At 48.7% G+C, this 17190-nt stretch carries 12 protein-coding genes; 3 read left to right on the top strand and 9 right to left on the bottom strand.

What is annotated here, in order from left to right:
- Positions 1-71: 71 nt before the first annotated feature.
- From truA to fabB, 5 genes are all read right to left on the bottom strand, one after another.
- Complete coding sequence (gene truA / locus BFR57_RS08230; RefSeq protein WP_071463507.1) at positions 72-857, bottom strand: tRNA pseudouridine(38-40) synthase TruA; 786 nt, start codon at positions 855-857, stop codon at positions 72-74.
- 21 nt (positions 858-878) lie between these two features.
- A complete protein-coding gene (locus BFR57_RS08225) occupies positions 879-3233 on the bottom strand; it encodes a FimV/HubP family polar landmark protein (RefSeq protein WP_071463506.1) in 2355 nt (784 codons plus the stop codon).
- Between the two features lie 88 nt (positions 3234-3321).
- Positions 3322-4338 carry an aspartate-semialdehyde dehydrogenase gene (locus BFR57_RS08220; protein WP_071463505.1) on the bottom strand — a complete coding sequence of 339 codons (1017 nt, stop codon included), beginning with the start codon at positions 4336-4338 and terminating at the stop codon, positions 3322-3324.
- Positions 4339-4353: 15 nt separating this feature from the next.
- Positions 4354-5517, bottom strand: a complete 1164-nt coding sequence (locus tag BFR57_RS08215) for a 4-phosphoerythronate dehydrogenase (protein ID WP_253183615.1) — start codon at positions 5515-5517, stop codon at positions 4354-4356.
- Between the two features lie 6 nt (positions 5518-5523).
- Positions 5524-6738 (bottom strand): beta-ketoacyl-ACP synthase I, encoded by a 1215-nt coding sequence (gene fabB / locus BFR57_RS08210; protein ID WP_071463504.1) that lies wholly within the window; start codon positions 6736-6738, stop codon positions 5524-5526.
- A gap of 208 nt (positions 6739-6946) precedes the next feature.
- On the opposite strand from fabB, the gene mnmC reads away from it, so the two are divergent.
- Positions 6947-8764 (top strand): bifunctional tRNA (5-methylaminomethyl-2-thiouridine)(34)-methyltransferase MnmD/FAD-dependent 5-carboxymethylaminomethyl-2-thiouridine(34) oxidoreductase MnmC, encoded by a 1818-nt coding sequence (gene mnmC / locus BFR57_RS08205; RefSeq protein ID WP_071463503.1) that lies wholly within the window; start codon positions 6947-6949, stop codon positions 8762-8764.
- Position 8765: 1 nt separating this feature from the next.
- Here mnmC and BFR57_RS08200 read toward each other — a convergent pair whose 3' ends face one another.
- Positions 8766-9041: a YfcL family protein gene (locus tag BFR57_RS08200; protein ID WP_083405091.1), complete on the bottom strand. Its 276-nt coding sequence runs from the start codon at positions 9039-9041 to the stop codon at positions 8766-8768.
- Positions 9042-9129: 88 nt separating this feature from the next.
- Between BFR57_RS08200 and fldB the strand changes: the two genes are divergently transcribed.
- Complete coding sequence (gene fldB / locus BFR57_RS08195) at positions 9130-9654, top strand: flavodoxin FldB (protein ID WP_216096911.1); 525 nt, start codon at positions 9130-9132, stop codon at positions 9652-9654.
- A 19-nt stretch (positions 9655-9673) separates the two neighbouring features.
- The gene (locus BFR57_RS08190) at positions 9674-12076 is read left to right on the top strand and encodes a zinc-dependent metalloprotease (protein WP_071463502.1); all 2403 of its coding nucleotides are present in this window, start codon (positions 9674-9676) and stop codon (positions 12074-12076) included.
- Positions 12077-12139: 63 nt separating this feature from the next.
- Here the strand turns inward: BFR57_RS08190 and BFR57_RS08185 are convergent, their stop codons facing one another.
- The 3 genes from BFR57_RS08185 to BFR57_RS08175 all read right to left on the bottom strand — a co-directional run bounded on the left by BFR57_RS08185 (position 12140) and on the right by BFR57_RS08175 (position 17080).
- Complete coding sequence (locus BFR57_RS08185) at positions 12140-12532, bottom strand: hotdog domain-containing protein (RefSeq protein ID WP_071463501.1); 393 nt, start codon at positions 12530-12532, stop codon at positions 12140-12142.
- 50 nt (positions 12533-12582) lie between these two features.
- On the bottom strand, positions 12583-14826 hold the full coding sequence (locus tag BFR57_RS08180) for an alpha/beta fold hydrolase (RefSeq protein ID WP_216096922.1): 2244 nt from the start codon (positions 14824-14826) through the stop codon (positions 12583-12585).
- An 85-nt stretch (positions 14827-14911) separates the two neighbouring features.
- Positions 14912-17080, bottom strand: coding sequence for a TonB-dependent receptor (locus tag BFR57_RS08175; RefSeq protein WP_071463499.1), 2169 nt, complete (start codon positions 17078-17080; stop codon positions 14912-14914).
- Between the last annotated feature and the right edge of the window lie 110 nt (positions 17081-17190).

Here is a 17190-nt window from a genome sequence, read left to right as displayed (position 1 = left end):
AAAATTTTGAATAGATTACATGGTAGCACAAATGGGTCAAGCAAAGAGGTCGTAACAGTCGCTGTTTTTTATCACTCTGTAAACCAAAGCGGACCGGGTTCAGCTTTAGGTAGCTGCCATTCGTCTGGATAATCCACTTCGACCAAGTACAGACCGCCTGGCTTGGCAGTCGCCGCTGCTTTGGTGCGGTCTTTTCCGGCTAGTAGCTCACCGAGCCAAGTGGGATCTTGTTGATGACGACCAATAACAATGAGGCTACCCACGATATTACGCACCATATGATGCAAGAACGCGTTGGCTTTAATATCAACGATAATGAAATCACCACGGCGATGGACATTGAGGTGGGTTACTTCGCGATGAGCCGAATGTGACTGACATTGCGCGGCACGAAAAGCACTAAAGTCATGCTCACCCAATAATGCTGGCGTCGCTGCTTGCATAGCGGCTACATCCAACGGATGATGATAGTGACTCACGCCATGACTATGGATGCCGGGTCGTAACGAGTTGTTGGCGATGATATAACGGTAACGACGCGCAGTCGCACTAAATCGCGCGCTAAAACTGTCGTCCACTGGCTGTGCCCACCGTACAGCAATATCAGGCGGCAAGTGACTATTGACGCCAAGCGTCCAAGCAGCCGCTCGGCGCGAGGTCGACACATCAAAATGCACCACTTGGTTAGTTGCATGAACCCCTGCATCAGTGCGTCCTGCGCAAACAGTTTCCACGGGTTCATCGGCCACTTTACTGAGCGCCGCCTCAAGACGCTGCTGAACTGAATCGACTTCTCGCTGACGTTGCCATCCATAATACGCGCGTCCGTCGTACTCCAGTCCCAATGCAATTCGCATACAACTCCCTTACGAACCTAATTATTCCGATTGCAGACGCTTCAATAACGTACGTGCTTCATCGGCAACGTCATCATCGCCCTCTGATAAACCCGCAAGTATTTGTTCAGCGTCCTCTTTTTCATCCATATCAATATAAGCACGCGCTAAATCGAGCTGCCCTAAACGCTCTTCGTCAGCTTCATTTATCTCATCATGAGACGTTTCCACGCTATCTTCGTCAGCTAATACACGACCGACATTTTCCGAGGTGTAATTATCGGTTTCTTCCTCGCTATCCGCCTCTTCCATCAAATCGTCAATATCAACATATTCGCTATCTGAAGCGGTCTGTTCGGTATCAGGTTCCGATTCAGGCTCTGCATCAGAAGCAGAATCCAAGTCCGAATTTACTAGATCGCTATCACCAAACAACGAATCAAGCGCTTCATCCGCCGCTTGTTCAGAGCGTTCGAGTTCTTCGTCGTCTATTTCATCCGCATCTGAATCATCATCCTCGGTTAACTCACTGAGCGACTCTTCCAACTCTTCCGATTCAGACAACAACCGATCCATCTCCTCCTCAGAGACATCGTCGATATCCTGCTCGTCGTCTTGTTCATCGGGTTCTATACCCAGTTGCGCCAAGGCATCATCAAGCGGGTTATCATGCTCGCCGTCATCGAACTCCGCTTCTTCATCAGAGACTTCCTCAGACTCGTCATCCGCTTCGCCTTCTGAGGCCTCAGCGGCTGCCTGTTCGTCAAAGATATCATCACTCACCAACTCATCCGCTTCATCATCGGCAGTGTCCTGCTCATCCGACTCCGCTTCTGATGACTCCTGCTGGCTATCAGTTTCCGCCTCAGCTTTCTCGCTCGGCGTAGAAGTTTGTTCCGAGTCTTGCGTTGGTTCGGGCTCGTTCGGTGACTCGACTTCTGTCTGTTGCTCAGATTCAGGTTCCGACTCTGGCTGTTCATCAGCCTCATCTTCTAAGTCAAGGTCAAGTGCAGGCGCTTCATCACTATCCGCTTCACCAAATAACTTATCGAGTTCATCTTGCGATAATTCTGAACTTTCCTCTTCTGACTCGCTTTCTGGTGCGTGCTCTACTTCAGACTCTGGCTCAGGCGTCGGTTCATCGTGTTGTTCGGGCTCTTCGTCAGGTAAAACCTGTTGGTCCAACTCATCAACATCATCGTCATCGGTTACTTCTGAAGCTGACGCTTCTTCATCATCGCTGTCGAGCTGAATACTGAAGTCATCTTCTTGGTCGGTGTTTTGGTTCGATAACTCAGCTTCTAAATCACTAAGGTCATCGCCCTCTTCATCATCGTCCTCAAGCTCATTACTATCATCAAGGTCGAACAGTCCATCACTGTCCTCGACACTCGTGACCGAGCCACCCATGAGCTCGCGGTCAAGTTGCTCGGCGGCCTGTTCTTCAGTGAGTTCTTGCTGCTTTTCTTCAGCATCCGATGCATCTGTCTCGCTTTTCTTACGACGGAAGAAGAATAGATAAATCAGCGCAAAAATGAGTAACGCCGGAACAATGGATAATAAAGCAATATTGAGCGGGCTCTGAAGCCACTCAAGCATACCCGAACTCTGCTGCTGTTGTTGTTGACTCAATAATGCTTGTTGCTGCTCGAGTAACTGATCAAATTGGGCTTCTAGGCCGTCCGTCTGTTTCAGTTGTTCGGATAAGGTAGAAATACGTTCGGCAAGTTCATCCAAGCGTTGCTGGATAGATTCATTTTCAGCATACACTTGTTCGACAGCTTTCATCGAATCATCAACCCGCGCCTGCAGGTCGGCAAAATTATTCTGTTGACGCGATTCAACTTGTTGAATCGCTTGTTCAGCTTTCTCTCGCGCTTGTTCTAATAGCTGTTGTTGCTCAACCCTTGTCTGTTGTGCTTGCTGTTCAATCTCCGATAAGCGCTGCTGTTTGTCTTGCAATGATTCGTCGGCCATAACCTGTCGGCGAGCCGCCTCAGGATTGACCATTTTGATTTCTTGCAAGCTGGGTATGCGCAAGTAGAAGCCATCAAGCATACGGTTCATGTTGCCGTCGACAAACGCGCGCGGATTCGCTTGCACGATCGCTGCCATCGTTTGATAAACCGTAACACTCGAATGAGGACGGTACTCAGAGGCTATTGACCACAACGTGTCACTGGACTGAATTGGCCCATAACGCTCTTGCCCCATGCGCACATCAGTGGACTCGGCACCTTTGGGTCCCTTAATAATAGTGCCATCTTGCACTAATGCGTGGGCAGACAACGGAACAAATGACAAGGCAACCAGTGTGCTCGACACAAAGAAGCCTCGTTTTAAATGCCTAATCAATTGCATAATCCCTTTATTATCATTTGTTTGGGAATCACTCATGTTCGATCTCTTGCCCACGGTTCACTAGTCTATTTAACGGCGATTAACGTTAAAACTTTACGCTAATCCACAAGACTATTACTAGTACTTACCAGTATTCTTTGATTAGTAGTTCAGCAATCTGAATCGAGTTAGTCGCTGCACCCTTACGAATATTGTCTGAAACCACCCATAAGTTGAGTCCTTGGGGATGGCTAATATCTTCGCGTATACGACCAACAAATACGTCATCCTTGCCGGCAGCGTCACTGACTTGGGTTGGAAACTCTTGACGATCTTCGCACAAGGTAACACCCGGTGCATCTCGCAATAATTCCTTTGCATATTCAGCAGTGATCGGCTGTCGCGTCTCAATATGAATAGCTTCAGCGTGGCCGAAGAAAACAGGCACGCGAACCGCTGTCGGATTTACACGGATGCTCTGATCATTAAGAATTTTTTGCGTTTCCCACACCATTTTCATTTCTTCTTTGGTGTAATCATTATCTTGGAACACGTCAATTTGTGGGATGCAATTAAACGCGATCTGACGACTAAACTGACTAATAGTAGGTTCTTTAGCATTCAACAGTTCAGCGGTTTGTTTCGCTAATTCTTCCATCGCTTCTTTGCCCGCACCTGAAACCGATTGATAGGTCGCCACATTGATTCGCTCAATACCGACCGCTTCATGTAAAGGTTTTAGGGCCACCATCATCTGGATGGTCGAACAGTTCGGGTTGGCAATAATATTGCGATTTCTAAAGTCAGCCAATGCCCAGCCATTAACTTCTGGCACCACTAATGGAATATCGGGTTCGTAGCGGAACTCAGACGTATTGTCTATTACCACACAGCCCGCTTCTGCAGCTTTGGGCGCGAATACTTTTGAAATGGCGCCGCCTGCTGAAAAGAAGCCAATGTCTGCCTCACTCCAATCAAAGGTCTCGGCATCGATGACTTCAATATCTTCACCCTTAAAACTGACCGTTGCGCCGACTGAGCGAGAACTTGCCAATGGATACAGCTGCGCGACGGGAAAGTCACGTTGCTGCAAAATTTCAATCATTTGTTGACCAACGAGCCCTGTCGCTCCTAGCACTGCGACGCGAAAACCTTCTGCCATATTTACTCCTAAAGCTTAACAAACTTGGTATGCATTAAAGCCAAGCTGTCTAAATCGTATAACCTGTGCGGCATTATGACACGCAATAGGCTGATTGTTGAGTTGTCGACGAGGATTATCTTTACGGTAATTCTTTCGCAGATGATCAAAACCTGACGCCGTTAAGCCATCAGTACGCATGATACGGTCGTCTTCGTCAATCGAATACAGTGACAAAACCAAATCCGCTAAATCGGGCAAGCGTTGAATGCTGACAGCCCCCAAAGTACGCCAATCAAGTTGCGGTAACACATCACTTAATTGCATTGAAAAAGCGATATCAAAGTACCGACACAATGCCGCCGTGACTTGATAGGCGCCGCCCACTTTGCCCTCCAAGCTATGCCCAGCAATATGAGGCGTCGCAATAGCAAGGTGGGGTAAGATAGCCGCGTTAACCGAAGGCTCGCCCTCAAACACATCAAACACCAACGTCGGGCATTCGCCTTGCTCACAGCGGTCAATGACTGCCTGATTGTCCACCACTGCACCACGGCAGGCATTAATGAGTAACTGCCCAGGATGCAACGACTGAAGCGCTTCAATATCAATCAAATGATGTGTCGGATTTGAGCCATCACGTATCAACGGGACATGTAAACTAATAATGTCAGACGTCAGTACGCGCTGCCAGTGCGCATGCGCCCGACTGTCGCCCTGTGCCGCCAGGGGCGGGTCGTAGTAATGTACATTCATGCCCAAGGCAGCTAGGCGCTGACCCGCGGCACTGCCCGTATGACCCGCACCAACAATCGCCACATCTAAATCAAGCACTTCGTGCAGTCGCTGTTGCTGACGTAACACGCGTAACACAGCCGCCAAAACATATTCACCGACAGAGTCAGCATTACAGCCAGGGGCATTAGTCCAGTATATATTGCGCGCCGCAAGCGCTTGCGTATCTAAGTGCTCTTTACCAATGGTTGCGGTAGCGACAAACTTCAGCTGTGGCGCTTGCTGCAGTAATGCAGCATCGACTTGCGTGATGGAGCGCACCAGCAGTGCATCAGCGGTATGCAGTAATTCGGGAGGCGGTGTCCGTTCACTGTAACAAGTGAGGTGTCCTACGTTGCCCAATAGTTCGGGCAACGCAGGAATATTTTGATCGGCAACGATATGGATACGCTGGGACCGATTCAAAATCGATTAGTCTTGATATTCGCGCAGTACCAATGATGCATTGGTACCACCAAAACCAAAGCTGTTTGACATAACAGTGCGTAGCTTCGCCTCAGTCGGTTCGCGCACGATATTCATGCCCTCAGCAGCTTCATCAAGGTTATCAATGTTGATGCTTGGCGTAACAAAACCATTTTTCATCATCAATAATGAATAGATGGCCTCATGCACACCGGCTGCGCCTAGGGCGTGACCTGTCATTGCTTTGGTTGCACTAATAAATGGCGTCTTTTCAGGGAACACCTCACGAATCGCTTCTAATTCCTTAACATCCCCCACCGGCGTGCTGGTACCGTGCGTATTCAAGTAATCGATCGGTGTGTCGACGGTTTCCATCGCCATCTTCATGCAGCGAATAGCACCTTCGCCCGACGGAGCCACCATATCGTAGCCGTCAGAAGTCGCACCATAACCGACGATTTCAGCATAGATTTTTGCGCCACGTGCTTTAGCCGCTTCAAGCTCCTCAATCACCAAAATACCGCCGCCACCGGCTGGAACGAAACCATCACGGTCGCGATCGTAAGTGCGTGAAGCTTTTTCTGGTGTGTCATTATACTTGGTGCTCAGCGCGCCCATGGCGTCAAATTCCATACCGAGCGTCCAGTGCAGTTCCTCACCGCCACCTGCAAATACGCGATCTTGCTTACCAAACTGGATAAGTTCAAGTGCATGACCGATACAGTGCGCAGAAGTCGCGCATGCTGAACTGATGGAGTAGTTGGTGCCTTTGATTTTAAACGGTGTCGCCAAACAGGCCGAGGTCGTCGATGCCATGCAGCGCGGCACCATGTAAGGTCCTACGCGTTTAACACCGCGCTCGCGAAGCGTATCTGCAGCAGCAACTTGATGCTCACCCGATGCGCCGCCCGAGCCCACGACAAGACCTGTACGTGGATTAGACACTTCCTCTTCGCTCAAACCTGCGTCTTCGATGGCTTGATGCATCGCGATGTAGGCGTAAGCTGCCGAGTCACCCATGAAACGTAAAGCTTTACGATCGATGTGGTCTTTAACGTCTAAACGTACAGGTCCCCAAACTTGGCAACGTAGCCCCATTTCGGCAAAGGATTCTGAACGCTCGATGCCCGATTTACCGGTGCGTAGCGATTCAAGGACTTCTTTCTGATTGGTTCCGATACTCGATACAATGCCGAGTCCGGTAATCACAGCTCTTCTCATTACTTATTCCTGTATTGGCGATGGGCCGATAAATTAAAATTTTTCTTATGTTGTATGGTAACGAACAACGGGTCAACAGGTGGTCTGCTTTGTTTAAAATTTTTCTTGCCAACCCCAGCGTCGTCAATGACTCGCTCTAAACTCATCAACTATTCGATTGAAAGTTGTTATTATAGCGATCATTGAGTAAGAATTCATGGTGTTAAGCATGCCAAATCATGCAAAAATTCAATTTAATGAAGCCGGCGTCCCCGTCTCGCAAGCATTTGACGACATTTACTTTTCTGTCGACAGTGGTATCGATGAAAGCCGATACGTATTTCTTAGGCACAATGGATTACCGGAACGCTGGGCTAGCTTGCCAGTTCATTATGACTTTGTTGTGACAGAAACGGGTTTTGGCACGGGCCTGAACTTCTTACTCACGTGGCTCAATTTTAGCGCTCATGCGCAACCTTGTACACGTCTGCACTTTGTGACTGTAGAGAAGTATCCGCTGAGTAAACAACAGTTAGCGCAAGCCCTCGCTACATTGCCCGAGGTTGCCGAAGTGGCTGATGAGTTAATCGCTCACTACCCTGCGACGGAGGCTGGTTGTCATCGCTTGATTTTCGACCAGGGTCGAGTGGTGTTGGATTTATGGATTGGCGATGTCGAGACAATCTTAGAAGAATGGCAAAGTTGTTTAACAGCGCGGGTTGATGCTTGGTTCCTTGATGGTTTTGCGCCAGCAAAGAATCCAGCTATGTGGCAGTCAGCCTTGTTCGAAACCATGGCACAAAGCGCCCATCGCGATACGACCTTTGCCACCTTTACCGCCGCCGGTGTGGTCAAGCGCGGACTCGGTGAAGCCGGATTCACAATTAATAAAGTTAAAGGCTTTGGTCGTAAGCGTGAAATGCTCTGCGGTCACTTTCCCAGCCAAACGGTAAAAGCCAGTCGCAATTTAACTCCGATTACCGTGGTCGGTGGTGGTATCGCGAGCGCCTGTTTGACGCAGGCATTGCACCAACGCAGTATTCCCTGCCGCGTAATCAGCCAGGGTAAAGCTGATGGCGCATCAGGTAATCCACAAGGTGCCGTATATCCGCTCCTTCACGCCGAGCGTACGCCATTGAGTCGTTTCTACTTGCAAGCAACATCAACCGCGCTGAGCTACTACACGCCTTGGCGTGAGCGTTATTGGTTTGCCTCAGGCGTGCTGCAACCCGCGTTTAATCCTGCCCGTATCGAACGCATGCATAAAGTCACAGCGTGTGACTACAGCGAAGCGACAGTACGGCCTCTCACATCAGAGCAAAGTTCGTCAGCCGCCCACCTTGCGATAGAACAACCTAGTTTGCTGTATCCTAATGCGGGCTGGCTTAATCCTGCGGCCTTCGTACGCACCCTGTTTGAACAACATCAGCCCGAGTGGATTAGCGATACCGTTAAGCGTATTAGTACCGCTCAAGACACCGCTTCAAGTCCGAGCTGGAGCATCTTAGGCACAGATGCTGAGTATACAACAGCGCGGGTTGTGTTAGCGGGCGGTCATCACTCCGCTGACCTTATCGATACGCCACTCAAAATAAAACCGGTCAAAGGACAGATATCGATGGTACGTGCATCGGCTGAAACGGCGCAATTAACCACGGTGCTATGCTACAAAGGCTATATGGTGCCTGCACAACAGGGAGAACACTGTATCGGCGCAACGTTTGAACGCGATCAAGCCGATCTGAATAGCTCATCAACGGCCGATGAGGCCAACTGTGAATCGCTGGCTAATTGCGCTCAACAAGCTTGGAGCAAAGATTTAACGGTAACAGGGCATCGCGTTAGCGTACGGGCAACTACACCTGACCATCAACCAGCAGCAGGGCTGTTGCAGCCAGGGTTGATGCTGTTTTGCGGTTTAGGATCGCGCGGTTTAACTTCGGCTCCAGTGCTCGCCGAGTTACTTGCCGAACAATTGAGTGGCGGCGTAGTACCGTTAACAAAAGACGCGCGGTCGCGTTTACAACCACAACGCCTGATCACATAAATTAAACGCTACGAACCACGGTGTCGAGCTGCTCAACTAGATTATTAACGTGCGTCTGGTCTGCGGGTGCGAGCTCATGTTTCGCTTGCTCCACGGCGGCTTGTAAATTGGGGATAATTGCCTGCGCATCGGTTTCATCGTTCATTTCCATGCGGGCAACGACGAGGTCAAAATGGCCTCGTAAATAGCCACTCGCAAATAACTCGTCATCGGTTCCGTCGACATACACCTGATCGAAGACACTTTCTAACTGCTCTATTACCGCATTAAACGACATCAAATCACCTTTTTTCGCATTACTGAGACGTTATTTTAACGATGTTTTTGCTACAATGCACCCATCGAAACTATCCAACGAGGTTGTTATGTCGTTGCAAATCGGCCTGTTTTATGGCTCAACTACCTGCTATACAGAAATTGCCGCTGAAAAAATTCAGCAAGCCATTGGCGAAGACATTGTCTCGATATTTGATATTAAAGACACGCCGCTAAAAGAGGCAGAGCAGTTCGATATCCTTATTTTTGGTATATCGACATGGGACTTTGGTGAGCTTCAAGAAGATTGGGAAAGTCACTGGGACGATATTACGCCACTCAATTTACAAGGTAAAATCGTCGCGCTTTATGGCATGGGTGATCAAGAGGGCTATACCGACTGGTTTCAGGATGCGCTCGGCATGTTGCACGATGCCATAGCTGACAAAGACTGCAAGCGCATCGGCTTTTGGCCTAATCAAGGCTATGACTTTGCAGCCTCTAAGGCGCTCACCGACGATGAGCAGTACTTCGTCGGTTTATCCCTTGACGAAGACACACAGTACGACTTATCTGAAGAACGTATCGAGCAATGGACAACACAGATTCTCGAAGAAATAGCTGATCAACTATAACAACAAGAAGGAAGCCAACATGCGGAATTTTATTCGCGTTGTATGGGTCAGTATTGCGTTGTTACAAGCAAGCATAGCAACAGCCGCCACTGAACCGACCCCGAGTGTTGCAGAGTTCACACAATCGATGGAAAAGGCAGAAGGCTTTTTTGATCTTTATCACGATAGCCAACACGGCAAATATTATCTTTTTGTGCCTTACACCGAAAACTCATTTATTTTTCAGACCAGCTTGCCGTGGGGATTGGGCTCGAATGATGTCGGCCTTGATCGCGGTCAACTGGGACAAACTCAACTGGCTCACTTTAAAGTGCAAGGCCAACGGGTGTTATTAGTTGCTGAGAATACCCAATACCGAGCGGGTGATAAAAACCCAGCAGAGCATGCCAGTGTGCAGCAAGCCTTTGCCGATAGCACACTGTTTGGGTTTGATGCTGTCGCATCAAATGCGGACGGTGTATTAATAGATTACACGCCATTCTTAATGACTGATGTTCATGGGGTAAGTGAGCGCTTACAACAGACGGACCAAGGCCAATATAGTATCGATAATAGCCGCTCCGTTGTTTATCCCGATCGCTCTAAGAGCTTTCCTGATAACACCGAGCTAGAGGCAACGGTTACTTTTGTAGGCCAAGGTAAAGGGCACTACGTGAACGCCATTTTACCTAATGCCGATGCGCTGACCTTGCATTTGCATCACTCGTTTATCCGCTTACCCGATAACAATTATCGTCCGCGTGTCTTTGCTCCTAATAGTGGCTTCTGGGCGCAAACCTATTACGACTATTCGGCTCCTTTGGGCGAATCTATTTCACAACGTGTCATTCCGCGTCATCGTTTAGCCAAAAAAGATCCTATTGCCTCAAGTAGTGCCCCACAACAACCTATCACCTACTATCTTGATCCGGGCGCGCCAGAGCCCGTGAAATCGGCCTTACTTGAAGGCGCCTCATGGTGGGCACAAGCATTTGCAGCAGCTGGCTACGAAAACGCGTTTCAAGTAAAAATGTTGCCCGCTGACGCTGACCCTATGGACGTGCGTTACAACGTGATTCAGTGGGTGCATCGAGCCACGCGAGGTTGGTCGTATGGTTCCTCAGTCATCGATCCGCGCACAGGTGAAATCATCAAAGGCCATGTCACGTTGGGTTCTTTGCGCGTGCGTCAAGATATGAAAATTGCTGAAGGGTTAATAGGCCCTTTCAATAAAGAAAATAGCGAAGCACTAAAAGAAAAAATCGAGCAAATGGCATTGGCGCGGATTCGCCAGTTGAGCGCCCACGAAGTCGGACACACACTGGGAATCGCACATAATTTTGCGGCGAGTAGTGACAATCGTGCATCAGTGATGGACTACCCACATCCACTTGTGACGCTTACAACAGACGGTGAAGTCAGTCTTAACGATGCTTATGACACTGGGATTGGTGAATGGGATAAGCAAGTTATCGCTTACGGTTATAGCGATTTCGGTGGTATGCCAAGTGAGCAAGAGCAACTTGACCGCATTTTACAGCAAAATAAGTCGCTCGGTTTAAGCTTCATTTCCGATCGCGACGCCCGCCCTGTCAGTGGCGCCCACCCGACAGCGCATTTATGGGATAATGGTAGTGATGCGGTGACCGAACTCGAACGTCTACTCAACGTGCGTAAACAAGTGCTCAGTAACTTTGGCCAGCATCAGCTATCTTCTGACGCTGCGCTCAGTGACTTGCAAGAAGTGTTCGTACCGATTTATCTATTGCATCGTTATCAAACCGAAGCCGCAGTAAAGTGGTTAGGGGGCGTAAACTATCAATATTACATCAATGACCAAAAGCCAAACGATTACGGCCCAGTCAGTCCAGCCGCGCAGAAGCGCGCGCTCGATCTACTGATTGAAACCGTACGCGCAGATACCGTTCGCGTGCCACAGAGCATCCAAAAATTGTTAGTACCGCTGGCTTACGGTTATTCTGATAATCGTGAACGATTCGGCGGTCGAACCGGATTAATACCGGATCCTGTGAGCATGGCGGCAAGTGCTTCGGGCTTTAGTTTATCGCTGATTTTCAATCCACAGCGTCTGAACCGGTTAAGTCAGCAACACGCGATGAAGAGTGAAGTCCCTTCACCTGTTGCTGTGGTGAATACGCTATTTAATACGCTACTTGAAGACTGGCAGGCTCAGCCTGACGACCCTGTTAGTCAACGCGTGCTTGTGACGGCAGCCAATGCACTTGTCGAAACCATGCAAAATGAGAGCGTCGCGCCCGAGGTTCGCCTTGCATTACGTAAAGCCACGGCAACGCTCGTGGGCAAGCTAAAGGGTCATGTAGTTGTCGAAGCCCTCGGCGAACAGCTAGAGCATTACTTAACTGAAGGTGAGTGGCCTGCGGGGTATGCGCCAGCGGCTTTACCACCCGGCTCTCCAATCTAACCACTCGGTCGTTGGACAAAAAAAACGGCGCACGAAAATGCGCCGTTTTTTATCTCATCGATATTAACTTTCGAAGTTAAACTCATCCAATTCTTCTTTCGTTTTGCCATGAGGTGTCGGTTGACGGGTCTCTGGGTCAATATGAACGAAAACAATATCGTCAGCAGTACAAATATTTTGCTTGGTGTGTTTATTTCTAACCACGCAAGTAATGTTAAGTGACGTGCGACCTGCCGATTTAACTTGCAAACCAAACTCTACCACATCACCTTGGAAAGCTGAGGTTTCGAAAGTAATCGCGCCAATGTGTTTAGTCACCAAACTCTTAGCACCCAATTGGCAACTGGCAAAGATATAGGCCTCTTCGTCAATCCACTCGAGGATACGACCACCGAATAAAGAACCAGCAAAGTTAAGGTCATTAGGCATGACCAAACGGCGAGATAAAAAGCGCATAGCGACTCCTCAACAGTTTAAGTTCGTTTCAGAGTCGCTAGTATAACCTATTATTGCTTCAGCGTTTGTTGAAAAAAGTTGGCAATGAGTTGGTAACGGTGAATGCGCGTGTTCTTGCCATTAAGCGAGTGCTTCTTACCCGGGTAATTCATCATTTGGAATGGCTGTGCGTTATCCTGCAACTGCTTATATAGCTTTGTGCTATGAGTGAATAGCACATTATCATCAGCCATGCCGTGATAAATCATCAAATCACCGCTCAAACCGTCCGTATAGGGAAATACCGACGCTTTCTCGTACGCGTCACCTTGCTGGGGCATCCCCATATAGCGCTCGGTGTAGTGCGTGTCGTATAGACGCCAGTCCGTCACAGGCGCGCCTGAGACGCCAGCGGCAAAATACTCAGGCGCTTTAAACATCGCCATCAAGGTCATATAACCGCCGTAGCTGTGACCGTGAATACCGATGCGCTCTGGGTCTACATAATCCAAGCTACGTAAGAACTCGACACCGCGTATTTGATCAGCAATTTCAGGAGTACCCATATTTTTGTAAATCGGCGCTTCAAATGCTTTGCCACGGTTAAACGAGCCTCGATTATCCACACTAAATACCACGTAACCTTGCTGCGCCATATACTGTACTAAGTAGTTACCCCACCCCTTAGTCACGACCTGAGCACCGGGGCCGCCGTACACATAGACCATCACTGGGTAGTGTTTAGTTGAGTCAAAGTTCGCTGGTTTAGTCAGTTGGTAGTATAAGGTTTGCCCATCATCGGCCTCCAAGGTACCAAATTCTGGATACAACCAGTCGCGCCAGTATGGTTTAAGCGGATGTTGCTCATCGATTTTGTTTTCTTTAAGCCAAGTCAGGCGCTTACCCGTCGGGCCATTCAAACTGATCTGCGGTGGCTGTTGATAGGACTCGAATGTATCAACATATGAACTACCATCAGCAGCAAACTGAATATGGTGCATCCCTTCGCGTTCAGTAATACGACTTGGCGTAGCCGGTGATGTCGTATTTAATTGGTTACGATATAAATGCAGCTCGAGCGGTGACTTCTCGCGCCCGGTAAAATAAAACACGCCCGTTTTTTCATCGATCGCAGCGAGCTCGTCAACCTGCCAATCACCCGAAGTCAATTGACGAATTAAACCACCGTCGACGCGATACAGATAAAGGTGTTTGTAGCCACTGCGCTCTGATCCCCAGATGAAATGTTTATTGTCGTCAAGAAAGTACAAGTCATCGTTGAGGTTAATCCAGCTATCACTGGTCTCAGTCAAAATAACTTCATCACTTTGGTTGTTGGCGTCGACGATATGTAAATCAAGCTTTTGTTGATCACGGCTCTGCCACTGATAACTAAAGTGCTGACTGTCTTTGAGCCACTTCACTCGAGCTAAGTAACCGTCACCTAATGCCTCCAGACCCAGCCAATCAATAGACGACTCAAGGTTCTTCTGGTCTTTGATATCAACGTTCACTACGCCAAGGTCGACATTCACGTTTGGAGTGCCCGCAAAAGGATAACGTTGCTCGATCATGTCAATATGGTCAGCATAGATCTCACTACGCACGGCAATGTCAACGGGCGACTCGTCCACTCGCGTCAAGGCAATTTTTTTTTCGTCAGGCGCCCACCAGTAGCCTGTCATGCGATCAATTTCTTCTTGAGCAACAAACTCGGCCATACCGTACTTTATCGTATCGCCTCCTGTACTCGTTACGGCTTGCTCTTGACCCGTTTCTAACGAATATACATAAAGGTTCTGCTCACGAATGTACGAAACATAATGGCCTTGAGGCGAGAGCTTAGCATCGGTTTCAAACGCTTCGGTTTGAGTGATTTGGCGCGCTTCTCCGGTCGCCAACGAGTAGTAGTAGACGTCGCCCGCGAGAGGGAATAGCAACGCGTCCGACTGCGCCGACCACTGGTAGCTCACAATACCTGAACCACTTAAACGTAAACGCTCACGACGCGCCTTTTCCTCATCGGATAACACTTCTTCGCCGGCAAACACGTCATCCGCATTCACCAAACGTTGATGTTTTTCAGTCGCTAAATCGTAAGACCAGAGATCGTAATGGCTGGCATCATCAGCACGACCTTTTAAATAGGTTAAACGTTGACCGTCGGGTGAGAAGCGCAACGCGCGCATTGAGTCGCCGGATAGCGAAGGTGAGCTAAAAATTCGCTCAATGGATAGTTCTTTACTTGCGGCATGTGGTTGCATGACCGCTGAGGCTAGTATCACACCAGCCGTTAATAATGAAAAACGCAACATCATTGGTTTCCTGTCTTATTTTTTAACCGGACAAGAATACCAAAGATGCTGCGCGATGTTCAGCCTCTGCGGTCAATAAACAGGGTTAGAAGGTCACTGACACGCCGACTTTAAAGTTACGACCCGCCATCGGCGCATCATCTTTCAAAAACGAGCTATGCACGCGACCTAGTTGATTAGTCAAGTTTTCACCTTTCAAGTAAACAGTCGCACCATACTGTGCTAACCAATTGGGATAAAAACTTGCGCGCGCATTTAACAAGCCAAAACCGTCAGTTTCAGTTTCGTTAGCTGCAATCTTGTCTTGCGTTAAGTAGCGCGTATAACCAATAGCACCATCCCAATTTGTTGCTTGATAACGTACTTCAGTACCTACGCGTTGCGCTGGGATGCGTGGTAAATCGCCCCCATCGCGCAATTCGGCACGGGTATAATCGCTAAAGCCATGTAATGACCAAGCATCGGTTAAACGATAATCAGCTTCCAACTCATAACCGTAGAGGTTAACGTCTGCCTGTGAAAATTGCACAACCATTAAACCCTCTTCGTCATGCTCATGGTCGTGGTCATGCGCTTCTTCACCCACATGTTCATCATGGCCCTCATCGGTATGAATCGCTGTTGAACTAATACCCGTGAAACGTTCATAGATGAAGTCATCGACGCGGTTATAAAACACATTCGCTTGTAAGTGAAAACGTTCTGTTTCGTAGTGATAACCGAGATCAATATTATTTGAGGTTTCAAGCGCCATATCCGCATTTTCTTGATGCAAATGGTACTCACCATTACCTTCGTCATGCAGCTCGTATAATGTGCCTAATTCATAAGTACGTGTTGCGAAGTGCTCACCGTTCGAGAATACTTCAGTCGCACTCGGGGCGCGCTCCGAATGCGATAGATTGATTGAGAATGAGCTTGCATCATCAATGTGATACATGTAACCCGCCGAGAGCGATGTCGCATTGAAGGTGTCTAACGCCAATTCGGTGCTGCTCAAGTCAGTTCGCTCTTGGCGAATACCTAAGTCAACATGGTGATCGCCAATCTCACGCTCGACAACCCAGAAAACACCTTGACTGCGACGTTGCGTGTCGGGGGTGAACGCTTCTTCACCCGTCGCTGTTTTATCAGAAATATCCCATTGAAAACCAACAGCGCCGGTCCATCCAGCTAACGGTGCGTGCTTAGCTATCACGCACACTTCTTTTTGTTGGTTCTTGAACTGAGTGCCAACGGTTGCGCCTTCAATTTCACTGTGTTGATAGTCAGTGATAGCTGCGCGCATTTCCACCGCTTCAAAACCTGCAAAGGGATCACGCAGTTCACCTGCTATCTGCCAACGTTGCTGCTCTAAATCAGCAAAAGGACCCGCCTCTTCAGCGTGTTCGTGTCCCTCGTCATGTCCTTCCTCTTCATGACCTTCGTCCTCGTGGTGGTGATGCTCATGACCCGGAATGCCATACTCTTGATAAAGGCCCTGATAAGAGATACCAAAGTAGCCTTTATCGAACTGATAAGAAGCACCCACAGTGCCACCTTTCGAATCGACAAAGCTGTTTTCAACCTCGTCTAACACTTCACCTTCATCATTCATAAAGTCAGGTGTGTCATAGTTATCCGACAAACGGCGATGCGCATCCACATACAGCGCCCATTCGCCGTTGCCCATCGTCATATCATACGAACCGCTGCGTCCATTGTTAACGCTGTCATAACTGGCATTAACGCCACCTTCGATACCATAAACCGGCTCTGATGGGATACGTTGGTCAACCACGTTGACTACACCACCGATCGCGCCACTACCATATAATAGCGTTGCTGGGCCACGCATTACTTCGATTTGTTCTGCGGTACTGGTCTCTGTAGTAACCGCATGGTCGGGGCTGCCGCGCGATACATCACCGGTATCCAAACCATTTTGTGTCACTTTTACGCGCGGCCCACCCAAACCACGAATAATCGGACTACCCGCCACGGTCGCGAAATGCGTGTTATTAATGCCTGGCTCAAGCGCAAGGGTTTCGCCTAAGCTATGCGCCTGCTTCTGCTTTAAGTCATCGCCAGAAATAATATTGACTGGCTGTGTGCTCTCGAGCGCCGTTTTATTCAATGGGCTCGCTTGGATAACAATGGTCTCATCCACTTTCTTTGACCGCGCTTGATCGTTGCCTTGCTGTTGCGCTTGAGCAAGAGCGCAGGCAGGAAGTGCTGCCAAAACAGCTAATGTAATTGCATTTAACGACTTCATAGACATACCTACTGTTGTTTTTACTCAGGGAGAGCTTCTAACGTTTAATGTGATAATATAACATTACATAACTAGTTTACGTTTTGCAACACTCTTGTTCATCGAGTTGG

The organism is Idiomarina sp. MD25a, from assembly GCF_001870515.1.
Classification (GTDB): Bacteria; Pseudomonadota; Gammaproteobacteria; order Enterobacterales; family Alteromonadaceae; genus Idiomarina.
This window is presented reverse-complemented; position numbering and strand designations above follow the sequence as displayed.

Bases quoted from the DNA above. Each gene is read 5' to 3' on its own strand.
- fldB (WP_216096911.1), top strand. From the start codon at position 9,130: ATGTCGTTGCAAATCGGCCTGTTTTATGGCTCAACTACCTGCTATACA.
- BFR57_RS08175 (WP_071463499.1), bottom strand. From the start codon at position 17,080: ATGAAGTCGTTAAATGCAATTACATTAGCTGTTTTGGCAGCACTTCCT.
- BFR57_RS08190 (WP_071463502.1), top strand. From the start codon at position 9,674: ATGCGGAATTTTATTCGCGTTGTATGGGTCAGTATTGCGTTGTTACAA.
- BFR57_RS08200 (WP_083405091.1), bottom strand. From the start codon at position 9,041: ATGTCGTTTAATGCGGTAATAGAGCAGTTAGAAAGTGTCTTCGATCAG.
- BFR57_RS08185 (WP_071463501.1), bottom strand. From the start codon at position 12,532: ATGCGCTTTTTATCTCGCCGTTTGGTCATGCCTAATGACCTTAACTTT.
- BFR57_RS08180 (WP_216096922.1), bottom strand. From the start codon at position 14,826: ATGTTGCGTTTTTCATTATTAACGGCTGGTGTGATACTAGCCTCAGCG.
- mnmC (WP_071463503.1), top strand. From the start codon at position 6,947: ATGCCAAATCATGCAAAAATTCAATTTAATGAAGCCGGCGTCCCCGTC.
- BFR57_RS08225 (WP_071463506.1), bottom strand. From the start codon at position 3,233: ATGAGTGATTCCCAAACAAATGATAATAAAGGGATTATGCAATTGATT.
- BFR57_RS08220 (WP_071463505.1), bottom strand. From the start codon at position 4,338: ATGGCAGAAGGTTTTCGCGTCGCAGTGCTAGGAGCGACAGGGCTCGTT.
- truA (WP_071463507.1), bottom strand. From the start codon at position 857: ATGCGAATTGCATTGGGACTGGAGTACGACGGACGCGCGTATTATGGA.
- fabB (WP_071463504.1), bottom strand. From the start codon at position 6,738: ATGAGAAGAGCTGTGATTACCGGACTCGGCATTGTATCGAGTATCGGA.